The sequence below is a fragment of the Gemmatimonadota bacterium genome, from assembly GCA_009838845.1.
Taxonomy (GTDB): domain Bacteria; phylum Latescibacterota; class UBA2968; order UBA2968; family UBA2968; genus VXRD01.
Map to the genome: position 1 here is coordinate 1 of VXRD01000074.1, position 15779 is coordinate 15779.

Annotated in this window: 12 protein-coding genes; all 12 read left to right on the plus strand. The window is 47.5% G+C overall.

What is annotated here, in order from left to right; all coding sequences use genetic code 11:
* Nucleotides 1-258 precede the first annotated feature (258 nt).
* A complete protein-coding gene (locus tag F4Y39_09765; protein MYC13998.1) occupies nt 259-1989 on the plus strand; it encodes a hypothetical protein in 1731 nt (576 codons plus the stop codon).
* Nucleotides 1986-2108, plus strand: a complete 123-nt coding sequence (locus F4Y39_09770; protein MYC13999.1) for a hypothetical protein — start codon at nt 1986-1988, stop codon at nt 2106-2108. The genes F4Y39_09765 and F4Y39_09770 overlap by 4 nt, the downstream gene beginning before the upstream one ends.
* A gap of 124 nt (nt 2109-2232) precedes the next feature.
* Nucleotides 2233-3258, plus strand: coding sequence for a hypothetical protein (locus F4Y39_09775; GenBank protein ID MYC14000.1), 1026 nt, complete (start codon nt 2233-2235; stop codon nt 3256-3258).
* A 77-nt stretch (nt 3259-3335) separates the two neighbouring features.
* The gene (locus tag F4Y39_09780; protein MYC14001.1) at nt 3336-4553 is read left to right on the plus strand and encodes a hypothetical protein; all 1218 of its coding nucleotides are present in this window, start codon (nt 3336-3338) and stop codon (nt 4551-4553) included.
* A 92-nt stretch (nt 4554-4645) separates the two neighbouring features.
* Nucleotides 4646-5638, plus strand: a complete 993-nt coding sequence (locus tag F4Y39_09785; GenBank protein MYC14002.1) for a hypothetical protein — start codon at nt 4646-4648, stop codon at nt 5636-5638.
* A 73-nt stretch (nt 5639-5711) separates the two neighbouring features.
* Nucleotides 5712-6743 carry a hypothetical protein gene (locus tag F4Y39_09790; protein ID MYC14003.1) on the plus strand — a complete coding sequence of 344 codons (1032 nt, stop codon included), beginning with the start codon at nt 5712-5714 and terminating at the stop codon, nt 6741-6743.
* 70 nt (nt 6744-6813) lie between these two features.
* Nucleotides 6814-7773, plus strand: a complete 960-nt coding sequence (locus F4Y39_09795; protein MYC14004.1) for a PorV/PorQ family protein — start codon at nt 6814-6816, stop codon at nt 7771-7773.
* 198 nt (nt 7774-7971) lie between these two features.
* Complete coding sequence (locus F4Y39_09800; protein ID MYC14005.1) at nt 7972-10437, plus strand: hypothetical protein; 2466 nt, start codon at nt 7972-7974, stop codon at nt 10435-10437.
* A 134-nt stretch (nt 10438-10571) separates the two neighbouring features.
* Nucleotides 10572-11285 carry a hypothetical protein gene (locus F4Y39_09805; protein MYC14006.1) on the plus strand — a complete coding sequence of 238 codons (714 nt, stop codon included), beginning with the start codon at nt 10572-10574 and terminating at the stop codon, nt 11283-11285.
* A 77-nt stretch (nt 11286-11362) separates the two neighbouring features.
* Complete coding sequence (locus F4Y39_09810; GenBank protein MYC14007.1) at nt 11363-12457, plus strand: hypothetical protein; 1095 nt, start codon at nt 11363-11365, stop codon at nt 12455-12457.
* A 228-nt stretch (nt 12458-12685) separates the two neighbouring features.
* Entirely contained in the window at nt 12686-15124 is a 2439-nt protein-coding gene (locus F4Y39_09815; GenBank protein ID MYC14008.1) for a hypothetical protein, read from the plus strand.
* Nucleotides 15125-15218: 94 nt separating this feature from the next.
* A partial coding sequence (locus F4Y39_09820; GenBank protein MYC14009.1) for a hypothetical protein occupies nt 15219-15779 on the plus strand: 561 nt, incomplete at its 3' end.

Consider the following 15779-nt stretch of genomic DNA (forward strand, 5'->3'; position numbering starts at 1 on the left):
ATTGAATATAAATTATTTTGAAAAACCGCGGGAATGATATATTTTATTTTTGTCAACAGTCAAGCGGGTACCGTTATGTCGGGTATCTGCTGAATACAATAGCCGATTTATAGACAGGGACTGATCCCCCGTGTCTCGGTAAATAGGTAGGACATTCCCGCATTTCTATTCCTGCGTGACTGTTGACAATGCCCGACACCCCTTTTTTGGGGTGTCGAAACACGCAGTTGTCAACTCGTCACACTACGTCTTGCGTAGATGAGGAACGAAATGCGATTTTTTTGTACGGTACAAAAGCTGATTTTGATTTCTGCACTCCTGTCCATCCCACTTCTGATTTACCCCTCATCTCTGACCCTGCGGGCCAACGCCGCGTCACAGCCGCCCCTGAAATCTGACTTTGATGCAGATGGTAGCGTTGGTTTTTCCGACTTTTTGCTATTTGTAGAATTGTTTGAGACCAGTCGAGACGATGAGCAGTATCAAGCCAGGTACGATCTGGACGGTGATGGTGTCATTGGCTTTGGCGATTTTCTGATCTTTGTCACCGACTTTGGCAAAGTAACGTCACCTCGTCCTTATTATCAGACGATGAATCTACCCGATGGCGCAATCGCCCGTCTGGGAAAAGGACGTGTTTCTATTTTTCAAGTCGCGTTCTCGCCCAATGGAGAACAATTAGCTGTGGCAAGTGGTATTGGCATTTGGCTTTACGATGTGGCAACCGCCTGTGAAGTCGCGCTACTCACGGGACATACGAATTGGGTCGATGCTGTGGCATTCTCGCCTGATGGGGCTACACTCGCTTCGGGGGGATGGGACCGCACAGTCAGACTGTGGGATGTCAACACAGGACGACTAACTGCCACGCTCGAACATAACTTTCAGGTATATACTGTGGCATTCTCACCTGATGGGGATACGATCGCTTCGGCGGGATACGACCCGGTTACGCTATGGGATGTCAAAACAGGACAGATGATCGCCACGCTTGAAGGTCATACGGAGGTGATCCTCTCGGTCGCATTCTCACCTGATGGGGATATGATCGCTTCGGGAGGTCACGACGACACAGTCAAGCTATGGGATGCCAAAACAGGACACCTCATCACTACAATTGAAGGACATTGGGATGATGTTACTTCTGTTGCGTTTTCACCTGATGGCACGATACTCGCCTCGGCGTCACGAGATGGCAAGGTCAGACTGTGGGATGCCAAAACAGGACGACTGATATCTCCGATCAGAGCACATCATTCCTGGGCCCTCTCGGTCGCATTCTCACCTGATGGTACGACATTCGCTTCTGGAGGATACGACAACACAGTCAAACTGTGGGATGCCAAAACAGGACACTTGATTTCTACACTCGAAGGACATACGGATGGCGTCTTCTTTGTCGCATTCTCACCCGATGGCACTACGATCGCTTCGGAGGCAGATGATGGCACAGTCAGACTGTGGGATACCGAAACGGGACACCTGAACGCTACTCTTAAAGGACATACGGATGGCGTCTTCTCAGTCGCATTCTCACCTGATGGTGGCACTATCGTTTCAGGAGCAGGGGCATCTAATGACATAGCCAGTCTTTGGGATGCTGAAACAGGACACCTGAACGCTACTCTTGAAGGACATACGTCTTGGATCTCTTCTGTGGCGTTCTCACCTGACGGGACCGCGATCGCTTCGGGGTCACAAGATTACACAGTCAGGCTATGGGATGCCGAAACAGGACGACTGACCGCCACGCTTAAAGGGCATACGAATAGAGTCAACTCTGTGGCGTTCTCTCCTGATGGTGCTACACTCGCTTCGGGGGCAATAGATGGCACGGTTAGACTGTGGGATGTCGAAACAGGACGACTAATTGCCACCCTCGAACATATAGCTTGGATCAACTCTGTGGCGTTCTCTCCTGATGGCACGACACTCGCTTCGGGGGAAGCAGAACGGTCTATCTTTGGAATACCGAAACGGGACACTTGATCTCCACATTTGAAGGACATACATCTGGGATCTCTTCTGTGGCATTCTCTCCTGATGGCACGACACTCGCTTCGGCGTCGGGCGATGGCACGGTTCTCCTGTGGGCACTGCTTGAGTGATATAATGCAAATACTCTTCGATTCAGATGCTGGCAAAAAGACCAGGAGATTAGGGAATTACTCTACAAGACATCGGTGATATCCTGCCCTTGTCAGCGGGCAAGACGAAACGCGAGGTGATTTCATGAGAATAGATTGCAAGACGCTCAGCCTGAGCGCGTGCTTGTTTGCACTGCTTTGTCTATCGTCTGTTGGCTATGCTTCTCAGCCATCGGCTGATGTGCATTTTTGCAGGGTTCTCGATTTCGAAGACATGCAGGCGCGCGATAGTTTATATGCTGCGCCAAAACAAACGTTTAATTTAAACGCAGGCGAACCCCGCACGGTGCGGATGATGGATGATTTTGTGAATTTTTCGCGGCGCACTTGGTCGCCGTTCTTTCCATCTAAGGGATTGTTGTTGGGAGGCAGTTATGTGAATAGAAATGACGATAGTAATTCTTACCTGAAGAGCAATAATTCCTCAGAGGTGGTTGAATCATATGTAGGTGAACGTGCGAGGCAAGTTATCATCGCCAGGGGGCGGTATGTTAGAGTGACTTATCGCAAAGACAATGGCGAGAGCGAGACGGTGGAAGGGTTCGTCCAGGCGATGGATGCAACCGCGTTGACGATTTACCGGGACGTCTGGCGAAAGACAATCCCGAAGGACAGGATTCGTGCCCTGATGATCCTCAATCATCTGAGCCAACGCCAGTCAAGCAGGTTAAATGATGACTCCTACACCTGGATCATTACTGGTTTTTTTGGTGGTGCGATTGGCTGGACGATCGGTTCGGAGATCGGTGGTGATGGATGTGAACAAGGAGATACTTTTTGTGGATTTAAAGCCATTGAAGGTGGAATCATAGGCGCGCTTATTGGCTCTGCGACTGGCATTGTGACTGGATTAGTAATCTTGAGAGATCAGAAACCACATGGTCAATTTGGCGTTGCCATGAAAGGTAGTCTGATGGGATTGGGTGCAGGTACTGTCATGACGATGGCTGTAAATAGAAAGCTCTGGCCGTCCATGCTTATCGGCCCGGTCATGGGAGCCACAATCATGTCCCGGCGGTCACACGATACCCTTGACCCTCGCCGTTTCTCAGTGGGTTTTGCACCTGATCGCGATGGCAATTTGTCCGCGATTGCCACGTTTCGGTTTTAGACGGTTACCGGTTATATAGCCCCGTAGATTGATCCAGGTGCTCTCAGTACAACGCAAGGATGACAGAGGATATATCCATGAAAATAGTCACTATGGTTACGGTTGTGGCAGTCCTGCTCAACGCGGTAGTTCCCACACTTGCCCACGCAGCCATATACCTGCAAGGGGCAGAGGTCAATGCCAATACGCTGGTCCAAGATGCCTATGTGCAAGTCATCTATCGCGACAGCAACGACCAAAAAAAAACGGAGAAGGGATGGATTGATGCGATTGGTGAAACTTCGTTCACAATCCGAGAAGGAGGATTCAGGAGTAAGAAGACCATTGCCTACGATAAAGTTGTGTCGGTGATCATGAGCGAAGAATCAACAGTGCCAGCAAAACAGATGAATGAGATAAATCGGTTTATTCGAGAGATGAAAGCAAGAGAAATAGAACAGGCGAAAAAAGAGAAAGAAGCAAAGGAAGAGCAGAGAAAAAAAGGGGCTGAACAGGCTGCCATACAACGGCTCAAACAACGGCTAAAAGACAAGGTCGTTATAATTGGTCAATTCGACTTTTCGAAGAAGGAATGGTATGCCTATGTGGTCTATACTTCTAAAGAAGGGGGCAAGAGAACGGCAATCGGACAGATTATCAAGCAAGACTCTGATTCTATCGTGATCAGAGTGCAGGAGAGTGGAAGATTGAAAATTAGGAGAAAAACAATAGCATACACTGACATAGATACGCTCGTTATCGCCCGACAATCGCGAGATATTGAAGAATGGCGAAATGCAAGACAGACCCAAGGATACGGGTACGGGGAACAGGTTATGCAACAACTCTATGCAGAAGATTCCAGAGTGCGTGTTTATGCGCCTTCAATTTGGAAGAGATGGATGGTCGGCAAGCTGATTAAAAAGACGCAAGACACACTCGTTGTCCGTGGAGAACTTACACTTTATGGACGTAGATTTTATCAGGTGCCTCTTTCTTCGGTCTCCAATCTCGAAGTCAGCACTGGACAGCATAGAAACACATTTAAAGGCATGGCAATCGGCATTGGCATCGGATTTTCCCTTTCTACGGCTCTTACTTCTTTAGTGGCGAGGGGGTTTTACATCAATATTCCTTGGGTACTATCTTCTAAAGGTGGGAGAATAATATTTATCGGACCTATATGTATTTGCACTCTCATTGGTGCTATAACAAAATCCGACAAATGGGTCGAGGTGCCGCCTCAACGCCTCAATCTGAGCCTTGCACCCACATTTGGGAAAGGGCTTCGCGCCGCGCTTACGTTTAATTGCTGATGGTTGCTCTTTTGACAAATACTAATTGTGCAAGGTGAACGATTATGAAGCGATATACGCTAATTGGGATATGCACACTGTGTATATGGCTCATGACGGGTGAGGGTTTTGCCCAGCAGGTTAGATCACTCGTTTTAGTTTTTCCCAACAATAGCCCCACAGCAGCTTTGGGCAATGCTGGTGTGGGGTTGATCGGGAGCGGGCAGGCCATTTTTTACAATCCCGCAGGGCTGGCTTTTATGGAGGGTCGAGAAGCGTATTTTACGTATGTAACTTGGTTTAGTGGTATTGAGAACTACGTAGCTGGTGTTTCAGCAAATGTACCGCGTATAGGAACATTCGGGTTTTCTGCTGTGAATTTCGATAACACGAATGAGAATGAGAGCGAATATGCTATTTCTGGGGCTTATGCGTTCAATATTACCCGCAGGATTGCGGTGGGGGCAACCGTCAAGCTGGCGCATCACGACTATTCCAGAGCAGGCATGCTATATCGTGAAAATGATATTTTTCATGAATTTCAAGATGGTATTTTTCATGAATATCCAGACTCAACTGAAAAATATGTTCACAATTTTTTCCTCTTTGATGTGGGCGCGTATTCCGTAGGGATTCAAAATTTAGTGCTGTCGCTAAGCGTGCATAATTTGAGCGCGAGGGGATTAGACGAGTCGGCGTTAGAGCTATCGGAGATTATCCGCCTGGGAGTGCTCATTGATTTGATGTCGCTGATGGATATGAGGTCTTTGCCACATACGCTGGACTTGGTCATGGGGGTGAATACACGGACCAATTTCGATGGGCCTGTTGAACTGAACATGGGCGTCGAATATACGTATTTGTACCGGGCTGCGGACCACTCTATAGGCGTCTCCTTGCGAGCAGGACGAAGATCCCAAAGATACTGGCGAGCGACAAATCCCACCGTCTGGGGAGGTGGCTTGCAGTTTAAGACCAACGGCGGTGGGGCACTAAAGATGGATTACGCACGCAAGGCCTTTTATTATCGTAGCGAAGTTCCTGGAAGGTTTATTTACACGGTTAATTCTAAAGTCCATATTCTCAGCCTTGCTTTCAATTTTTAGGGTGAGGTTACTAATTCGAAAAGGGAAACTCATGGTACGAATAGCTGCAATCGTTTGGATGTTAAGCGTATGTATGCCTGAGACACTACTGGCAGGAGTGGTCTTTGAGGCTGGTGAAATTGATAGCAGCACGGTTAAACCCGGTGCCTATGTCGAGATTATATATGGGAGTGGGGAGCGGGATTCGGTGTCAGGGGTGTGGGAGAGGCTGGATACGGCAAGGGGGTATATTCAAGCTATTGATGCAGAGACTCTGACTATTGGTGAACGGTTTTGGAAGAAGGAAATAGAGTTAGAACGCATCCAAAAGTTGACGATTCCAGATGCTACCCACGAGATGAGTAACGTCAGTGGGATACCAGACCCGTCTTTCGGATCACGGACATTGCAGACGGAAATTGTTTTAGAAGCCAGTGAGATTGATAGCAGCACGGTTGAAGTCGGTGATTTTGTCGAGGTTATCTATGGGAAGGGCGAGCGGGATTCGGTGTCTGGAGAGTGGGATGGAGTGAAGAAAGTAAAAGGATATGTCAAAGCTATTGATACAGAGTATTTGATTATTGGCGAACGGTTTTGGGAAGAGCGGGTCGCATTGGATCGCATTCAAAAGTTGATCATTTCAGACTCCGTCCGCGGTAGGTCGAGGGTTGAGATTGGCAGTGCCGTTGCGACAGAGTATCGGAGCGCTTGGCCCTTTTTGGGTATTGCGCCTGGTACGGTCATTTTGAATGAGGAAAATTTTAGTCTTAGTTTTGTTCACGTTTTTGCCGGATATGAGCTTGGAACTGGGCAATTTAGCGCGAGTATAGAGGCAGGGTATGGCGCACCAATTGAAGCATTGGAGTGGGGGGTTGGTGTTTTTTCGGTGAATGGAAATTTTCATCTTATTAAAAAACATCGTCTGAATACTGGCGTTCCTTTTTTGTCAGTTGGCTATACGGCTTTGGTGAGGGAGGGAAGCACGAGTCTATTCAATGTTGGGGCCGGTATCACCTGGTGGTCTCATAAAGGCAGGAGCCTGCGTCTGGAAGTGCGAGATCATATTACCTCGTCAGGAGGAGAGGGCGCACATGCTCTGGAATTCAGGATCAGTGCTATTCGATAATCATCTGATTTTAGAGTTTTAAGGATTGTTGCAGGATAAATACCACCAGTTCAATTGAGGAGAGTGAGGCTTGACCAGGAGACGATATACGCTAATTGGGCTATGCACGCTGATTGGGTTGATGGCGGGTGAGGGATTTGCCCAGGAGTCCGACAGGCCAACGGGAACGGGGTTCTCTTTTCTAAAGTTGCCCACCCATGCCCGTATGACAGCTCTGGGTGAGGCTGGGGTAGGGTTGATCGGGAGTGGACAGGCTATTTTGTACAATCCAGCGGGGCTGGCTTTTATGGAAGGTCGGGAAGCGTATTTTACGTATGTAGATTGGATAGGTGGTCTCAAGCACTACGTAGCTGGCGTTTCAGCAAGGGTGCCGCGTATAGGGACATTGGGGCTTTCTGCGGTGAATCTCGATTTTAATACCACGCAAAAATTTAGCGATTACGCCATTTCCGTGGCTTATGGGGGCATGATTACCAATCGGATTTCGGTGGGAACCACTCTCAAGCTGATCCATGGGCGTTCTCTCGGGGAGGATCGCGAGCAAAATGTCTTTGCCTTTGATCTGGGCGCATATTTTGCCACGGGATTACGGAATACGGTGATCGCAATGGGTGTGGAGAACTTGAGCTCGAGCGGGTTAGGCGAGCCAGAGCAATGGGGTCTTCCGAAGAATGTGCGGCTGGGAGTATTTCTTGATTTAATTGCACTGACGGCTATCGGTCTCTTGCCTCATAATCTGGATCTGGTCGTGGATGTGAATAATCCAAACGATTCTAATGATGGCTTCTACACGGACATAGGTATCGAATATACATATATACACCAGACCGCTATAGACTATATGTTGGGATTTTCGCTGCGAGCAGGACAACGAAAAAGGTCCGGTAGTATCTCAGGTGCCAACACCCTGGGTATAGGCGTGCTACTTAAGACTCATGGTATAGGTTTGAAGGTAGATTACACAAGCAAGTTCTTTAAATCTGTTTTTGATGAACGGGTGCATATTCTCAGTGTTGCTTTTGATTTTTAGAGCGTGGATCACTGGTTCGGAAAGAAGGATAAATTTATGAAAAAATTAATCGCCATCTTCGTAACCGCAGCCTTCCTGTTCAACGCGATGGCTCCCACGCTCGCACACGCAGCCACATACCTGCAAGGTGCAGAGATCAATGCCAATACGCTGATTCGAGATGCCTATGTGCAAGTTAAATACAGATGAGGTGATTTCATGAGAATATATTGTAAGACACTCAGGTTAAGCGCATGCTTGTTTGCTTTGCTGTGTTTATCGTCTGTTGGATATGCTTCTCAGCCATACGCCGAGAACAATGTGCATTTATGTAAGGTTTTCAATTTTGAAGACCTGCAGGAGCGCGATAGCATTTATGCTGCTACGAAGCACGCGCTTGATTTGAATGTTGGCGAACCTCGTACCGTTCGGATGATCTACTTTTTGCCGAATGACCGTTCGTTCCGCCAGGAAGTGGTTCAGAAGATGAAAGATGAGATGCGCAATATTCAAACCTTCTTTGCAGAGCAGATGCAGGCACACGGACACGGCAACAAAACCTTCCGCTTTGAGACCGATGCTCATGGCGAACCGATGGTTCATCGCATGGATGGACAAAATCCTACTGATCATTATTCCAATCATACGCCTGTTTTGACGTACGAAGTTGAGCAGAAGTTTGATCTCTCAGCGAACACCTACTTTATCGTCATTGACAATGGTACAAATACAGTTGGTTTATTAGGTTTTCAAGTGGGAGGGGTAGCAATCACACACGGAACAAGTAGGGTTGCGTTAGTCCCTGGCGATTTTTTTTGGACAGCAGCAGCACATGAACTTGGACATACCTTCGGATTGGGTCATGACTTCAACGATGATGCGTACATCATGTCGTACGGTCCAGGACAAGACCGGTTATCTGAGTGCAGTGTCGGGTTTTTAGCAGTGCATCCCTATTTTAATCGAGATGTTGAAACGATAGATACACAGCCGTCAGTAATTAAACTCATTTCATCGCAGGATTATCCAGCAGACGCAAAGAATGTCTCGGTCCAACTCAAAGTCAGCGATTCAGATGGGATTCATCAAGTGTTTCTATTTATTGAAGACGAAGTGAAGGCGTGTCATAGATTGGCGGGGAAAAAAGATGCTGTCGTTGAATTCGATTATGACGGCGTTTTTCCCTCTAATAATGGCACGAGTCTTTCCGACCCTACTATACATCCGATTGATGTGAAGGTTGTTGATACTTTTGGGAATGAGAACTCTCTGCATTTTCTGCTGCGGAACATTTCAGCGCCGGGTAAGGTCATCGCCAAGTTTGATGCACATACGAATCATGTTACTTCAGTAGCATTTTCGCCCGATAGCAAAATACTTGTCTCAGGGTCATTCGATGGTACGATCAAACTGTGGGACGTTGCGACAAGACGATCTATCACCACTCTACCTACCGGTCCTGTCTTCTCTTTAGCATTGTCGCCTGATGGCACGATGATCGCTATTGGGTCTAATTATAAGGTTAACCTATGGGATATTGCGACAGAAAAAAATATTACCCCTCTTGAGTGGCCTATACTTCACTACGTCCATTCTGTAGCGTTTTCACCTGATGGCACGATGGTCGCAGCGGGGGCGGGACATGACTCGGGAGGAGGGGGTACAGTTAGACTGTGGGATGTTGCAACAGGAAAAAATATCGCCAATCTTGAAGGGGATATGAGTTATGTCTGGTCTGTAACATTTTCGCCAGATGGTACCACACTCGCTATCGGGTCAGAGGTGGGGGTTACGCTATGGGATATTTCGACGAAAAATTTTGACACTCTTAAGGGATATACAAGAAGAGTCAATTCTGTAAAGTATTCACCCGATGGCACTATCCTCGCATTAGGAACAGGGGGTGACTACGAGACCGCAGCATCTTTTTTGGGCGGCAGAATCTACCTGTGGCAGGCTCCGTCCTGGCGCAATATTGCCACTCTTGAGGGACATTGGGCAGGTGCCTTGTCTGTAGCGTTTTCGCCAGATGGAATGATTCTTGCTTCGGGAGCATTAGATCACACGGTCAGACTGTGGGACGTTGCGACGGGAACAAATATCGCTACCTTTGAAGCGCATACGGAGGAGGTCCGTTCTGTGGCATTTTCACCCGATGGTACGATCCTCGCTTCCGGGGCGGGGGATGGTATTCTACTATGGGATGTATCGCAGTATGTCACATCTGTGGTCTATATGCCCGATGCCAACCTGGGTGCGGCGATCAGGGATGCGCTGGGCAAGTCGCGTTTTGCGCCCATTACAGTGACGGATATGGCGAGTTTGACTGCTCTTGATGCGAGCAATCGCAATATCCGCGATTTGACCGGACTTGAGTTTGCAACCAATCTGACCGGGTTGAATCTTGTGGATAATCCGCTGAGTGCGCCAGCCATCAACACCCATATTCCAGCCCTTCAGAACAGAGGTGTTGAGGTCTTGTTTGACAAGACGCCAACGCCCGATTTCGATGGCGATGGGATTGTTGATCTTGCCGATTTCTTGCTTTTTGTAGAGCAGTTCGGGTTTAGTGAGGGCGATGAGGGGTATGACGCGCAGTTTGATCTGGACGGGGATGGCATGATTGGGCTTGGCGATTTTCTGATTTTTGCCGATGCCTTTGGCAAAGTCATATCGTCAAATTGACTGTGTCGCAAGCATCCTGTAAGATAAAGTGCCAATTGTAAATGGTTTGAAAATACACTTGTTCATAACTGAGGTTACGAAATACACTTGTTCATAACTGAGGTTACGAATAAAGGATTCAGGAGGGTACTTTTATGAGGATGGTATGCATAACGCTTGGTTTATTTATGGTGAGTTTTTCAACCGCTGCGGGTGATGATTTTGTGAATTTTTCACCACGCACTTGGTCGCCGTTCTTTCCATCTAAGGGATTGTTGTTGGGAGGCAGTTATGCGAATATGGGGGCAATGATGCCTATGAAGGTGATTGAGCGGTATATAGGTGAAGGGGATCGTCCCCAAAGACCGTATGTCGAAGTGACGTACTGGAACGGCGGTGGGAAGACCGATACGCGCTTTATCGACAAGTTGACTTTTGGTGCTCTTGGTGGTGCTATAGGAGCAGGTGTATCGCTATTGGCAATGTGGCCATTTCTTCCAGAGGACTATTGCCTTATTTCGATTTCGGATGAGGAAATGAAGTGCGGAGACTATGACCACTTGCATACTGTCATCTGGTCAGTCATTTATATCAGCTATATAGGCGGGGGCTCTCTTGGTGTAAGCTGGGTGGATTCTGATGATAGCTTCAGTTTGACATTAATAGGTGGCCTAATAGGAGGTGGTGTAGGCATCGCTATAACATCTGTCTCTATAAAGTTCTGGCCCTCTCTATTTTTGGGCCCAATCGCTGGAGCTTACATTGGATCTGAAATATCGAGAAAATTCTTTGAATTCCGCCGTTTATCAGTGGGTTTTGCACCTGATCGCGATGGCAACCTGTCCGCGCTTGCCACGTTGCGGTTTTAGACGGTTACCGGTTATATAGCCCCACAGATTTATCCAGATGCTCTCAGTACAACGCAAGGATGACAGAGGATATATCCATGAAAATAGTCACTATGGTTACGGTTGTGGCAGTCCTGCTCAACGCGATGACTCCAGCGCTCGCGCACGCAGCCACATACTTACAAGGTGCAGAGGTCAATGCCGACGCGCTCGTTCAAGATGCTTATGTTGCAGTCACCTATTACGATAGCAAAGGCAAACAGAAATTGGAGAAGGGATGGATTGATTCGGTTGGTGAAACTTCGTTTACGATTCGGGGCGGAGATATCAAGGACAAGAAGACTATTGCCTACGACAAAGTGCTGTCAGTGTTCATGAGTGAAGAAACAAACACGCTAAAGCAGATGAATGAGGTAAATCAGTTTATTGGAGACAAAAAAGGAAAGAAAAAAGAGGAACCCATTATGTTCATGTCAGGTGGGCAGATTGATCTTTCAAAGATTAGGGAGGGGTGGTATGCCCATGTTACCTATACATCAAAAGGTGTGGAAGGGACTGTAACTGGAAGGGTTACTAAGCAAGACTCTGTTCATATCGTGATTAGAGTGCGGGAGGGATGGGTATCGAAAATTTCGAAAACAATAGCATACAGAGATATCGATACCCTCGTTATTTCGCAACACGCGCTGAGTATTGAAGCATGGAAACATGCAAAACGGCAAGTCCAAAGACACCTTAAAAATGGATACTACACCAAAGTGCGTGTCCAGGTCCCTTCAATCTGGAGGGAGCGGGTGGTTGGCAGATTCATCAAAATGACACCGGACACACTGGTTATCTCAAGAGGAGGCACATTTTTTCAAGTGCCCGTGTCTTCGATCTCCAATTTTGAAGTGAACATTGGACAGCATAGAAACTTGGGGAAAGGTATGGCTATTGGCCTTGGTGTTGGAACCGGGATTTTTGGGGCCGTATATGCATTTGTAGATCTTGACAATCCTGACTCTACGGACGGGCTAGTATTACTATATGTCTTAGGATACATATCTATACCTATTTGTGTTCTCTCCACTCTCATTGGTGCTGCAACAAAATCCGAAAGATGGGTCAAAGTATCGCCCCATAGTTTCAACCTGAGCGTAGCACACACATCCTCAAAAGGGCTTCGCGCCGCGCTTACGTTTAATTTTTAATGTCAGGGTCTGTTCTACAGAATATGCGGCTGAGGGTGCTCATTGATGTGATTGCGCTGACAGATATCGATCCCTTGCACTGACAGGCGCAACGGACCATTGGTCCTTCAGTTACACCTGACGTTGATACATAAATTGCATTTATGCTTATAGTGAATAAAATTTCCCGTAAAATCACGCTTATATGTAGCGTTTTCGAAATGGTCGGAGAAAGGATGAGGTGATGTCATGAGAATAAAATGCAAGATACTCAGGGTAAGCGTGTGTTTGTTTGCGTTGCTTTGTCTATCGTCTGTTGGATATGCTTCACCGCCATCTTCTGATGTGCATTTCTGCCTGCCGCTCAATGCCGAAGATCTGCGGGCACGGGATAGTATCTATGCTGCTACGAAGCACGCATTCGATTTGAACGTTGGCGAACCCCGCACTGTTCGAATGATCTACTTTCTGCCCAATGACCGTCCCTTTCGCCAGGAAGTGGTGGATTCGATGAAAGTGGCCATTCGCCAGACTCAGACCTTTTATGCCGAGCAGATGCAGGCGCATGGATATGGGAACAAGACCTTTCGCGTTGAGACCGATGCAGAGGGTGAGCCAATGGTTCACCGCGTGGATGGTCAACATCCCGATAGTCACTATCTCAACAACACGTATGGTACTGTGGCTCCCGAGATTGACAAGATATTTAACATCTATGAGAACATTTACTTTACCGTTATTGACAACAGTACAAACCTTATTAACAGACATTGGAACGGTGTAGCAGAACGAGAAGGAAAAAATGGTGGTATCGCGTTGTTTCCAGGTGTATTTAGCCAGAAAACGGCAGCACATGAACTTGGCCATGTCTTCGGATTGGAGCACGATTTTCGAGATAATGCGTACATTATGTCTTATGGTCCCGGACAAGATCGGTTATCTGCATGCAATGCCGAATTTTTGACTGTGTATCCCTACTTCAATCCTGATACCTCACCGAAAGAGGCGCAGTTACCAACGATTGAACTCATTTCATCGCCTGAATATCCGATAGGCTCAAAAAGTGTTTCTATTCAACTCAAAGTCAGCGGTTCGGAAGGACTTCATCAAGTGATCTTATTCGTTAAAACAGTAAGACCACACCTCGCTGCCGGATTTCCTGAAGTGAAGGTGTGTCGTGGATTGACTGGTGAAAGAGATGCTGTTGTTGAATTTGAGTATGATGGTGTTATTCCATCTGTTAGTGGAGCGAGTCTTTCCTATCCCACCGAGCATCCGATTTATGTTATAGCAATAGATACTGACGGAAATGTTAGGCGTAGATCTTTTGAAATGTGGGAAATTCCGCCACAACGTATCACTACGCTTGAAGGGCATACAAGCAGGGTAGGGGCTGTGGCGTTTTCACCCGATAGGACAATGCTGGCTTCTGGATCAGAAGACAAAACGGTCAGGTTGTGGAATGTTGCAGGAGAACATATCGCCACGCTTGAAGGACATACGCGCGAAGTCTTTTCAGTTGCGTTTTCACCCGACAGCACAACACTTGCTTCAGGGGCATTTGGTGATGTCCGGCTGTGGAATGTTGTGACAAAAGAAACTGTTGCTACTCCTGCGGCTCATTCTCATGTCTGGTCTATGACATTCTCACCCGATGGCGCAATCTTCGCGTATGTGTCTTGGTCAGATGTACGGTTGTGGAATGTGGCGACGAGACGCGCTATAAGCGTTCTTCAAGGACATACGAGTATTATTACTTCAATTGCGTTTTCACCCGATGGAAAGACTCTCGTTTCGGGTTCATGGGATGCCACAATCAAGCTGTGGGATGTTGCAACGGGACGCAATGTTGCTACCTTTGAGCAGGATCAGTCGGTCAGTTCTGTGGCGTATTCACCGGATGGGACAATACTCGCTTTTGGGGCGTCTGATTCCACAATCAGGCTGTTGAATATATCAACAGGAGAGACTATCGCCACTATACTTGGGGGGGATAGCGGTAATACTTGGGATGTGTATGTGGCGTATTCACCGGATGGGACAATACTCGCTTCCGGGTCATCCGATAGGGTGGTGAAAATATGGGATGTTGCAACAAAAAAGAATATCGCCACCCTTAAAGGGCATACAAATAGGGTCTTTTCTTTAGCTTTTTCACCCGATGGGACAACGCTCGTTTCAGGGTCCGAAGATCGCACAGTCAAACTATGGGATATGTCGGAGTATGTCACACCTGTGGTCTATATGCCCGATGCCAATCTTCGCGCGGTGATCCGGGATGCGTTGGGCAAGTCGCGTTTTGCGCCCATTACAGTAACGGATATGGCGAGTTTGACTACTCTGGATGCAAGCAATCGCAATATCCGCGAGTTGGAAGGGCTTGAGTCTGCAACCAATCTGACAGAGTTGAATCTTAAAGATAATCCGCTGAGTGCGCCAGCCATCAACACCCATATTCCAGCCCTTCAGAACAGAGGTGTTGAGGTCTTGTTTGACAAGACGCCAACGCCCGATTTCGATGGCGATGGGATTGTTGATCTTGCCGATTTCTTGCTTTTTGTAGAGCAGTTCGGGTTCAGTGAGGACGATGAGGGGTATGACGCGCAGTTTGATCTGGATGGGGATAGCATGATTGGTATTGGTGATTTTCTGATTTTTGCCAATGCCTTTGGCAAGAAGGTGTCCTGACTGAGCAGTGTATATGGGTCTGTATGCACCCTTGCTTCTACAGATAGATAATCTATTGATTTCAAAGGATCGCTAAAAAAAGGAAGGCCATATCATGAACCGCATACGATTTCTCATTCCAGCTATTATTATTTTTTCATTTTTTTTAGATGTCCAGGCCCAGGACTATACCCGATGGGGGTTGCCCAAAGGGACCAGGGCGCGTCTGGGTAAAGGCGAAATAACTGGTATCACATTTTCTCCCGATGGATCTCAACTCGTGGTGGCGGGTGACATGGGCATAGGTATTTGGCTCTATGATGTGGATACTGGTGCCGAAGTCGCCCTGCTCAAGGGGCATTCGGTTCGTTTTTCTTCCTCGAATTTTTCTTCTCCGGTGTTTTCCCCGGACGGTGGTACGCTCGCCAGTGGGGGGTTTAGAGGGATTTGGTTGTGGGATGCTGCCACTGGACAACAGAGAGCAATATTTGAAGGACATAGTAGTTCTGTAGTTTCCGTGGCGTTTTCCCCGGATGGTGGCACGCTTGCCAGTGGGGGTAATGACAGGACGATTCGGTTGTGGGATGTTGCCACCGGAGAACATAAGGCGACGCTTGAAGGACATACGAGTTCTGTGGCTTCTGTGGCGTTTTCCCCGGATGGCAGCACATTAGCC

Bases quoted from the DNA above. Each gene is read 5' to 3' on its own strand.
- F4Y39_09765 (MYC13998.1), top strand. From the start codon at position 259: ATGAGGAACGAAATGCGATTTTTTTGTACGGTACAAAAGCTGATTTTG.
- F4Y39_09775 (MYC14000.1), top strand. From the start codon at position 2,233: ATGAGAATAGATTGCAAGACGCTCAGCCTGAGCGCGTGCTTGTTTGCA.
- F4Y39_09780 (MYC14001.1), top strand. From the start codon at position 3,336: ATGAAAATAGTCACTATGGTTACGGTTGTGGCAGTCCTGCTCAACGCG.
- F4Y39_09785 (MYC14002.1), top strand. From the start codon at position 4,646: ATGACGGGTGAGGGTTTTGCCCAGCAGGTTAGATCACTCGTTTTAGTT.
- F4Y39_09790 (MYC14003.1), top strand. From the start codon at position 5,712: ATGCCTGAGACACTACTGGCAGGAGTGGTCTTTGAGGCTGGTGAAATT.
- F4Y39_09800 (MYC14005.1), top strand. From the start codon at position 7,972: ATGAGAATATATTGTAAGACACTCAGGTTAAGCGCATGCTTGTTTGCT.
- F4Y39_09805 (MYC14006.1), top strand. From the start codon at position 10,572: ATGAGGATGGTATGCATAACGCTTGGTTTATTTATGGTGAGTTTTTCA.
- F4Y39_09810 (MYC14007.1), top strand. From the start codon at position 11,363: ATGAAAATAGTCACTATGGTTACGGTTGTGGCAGTCCTGCTCAACGCG.
- F4Y39_09815 (MYC14008.1), top strand. From the start codon at position 12,686: ATGAGAATAAAATGCAAGATACTCAGGGTAAGCGTGTGTTTGTTTGCG.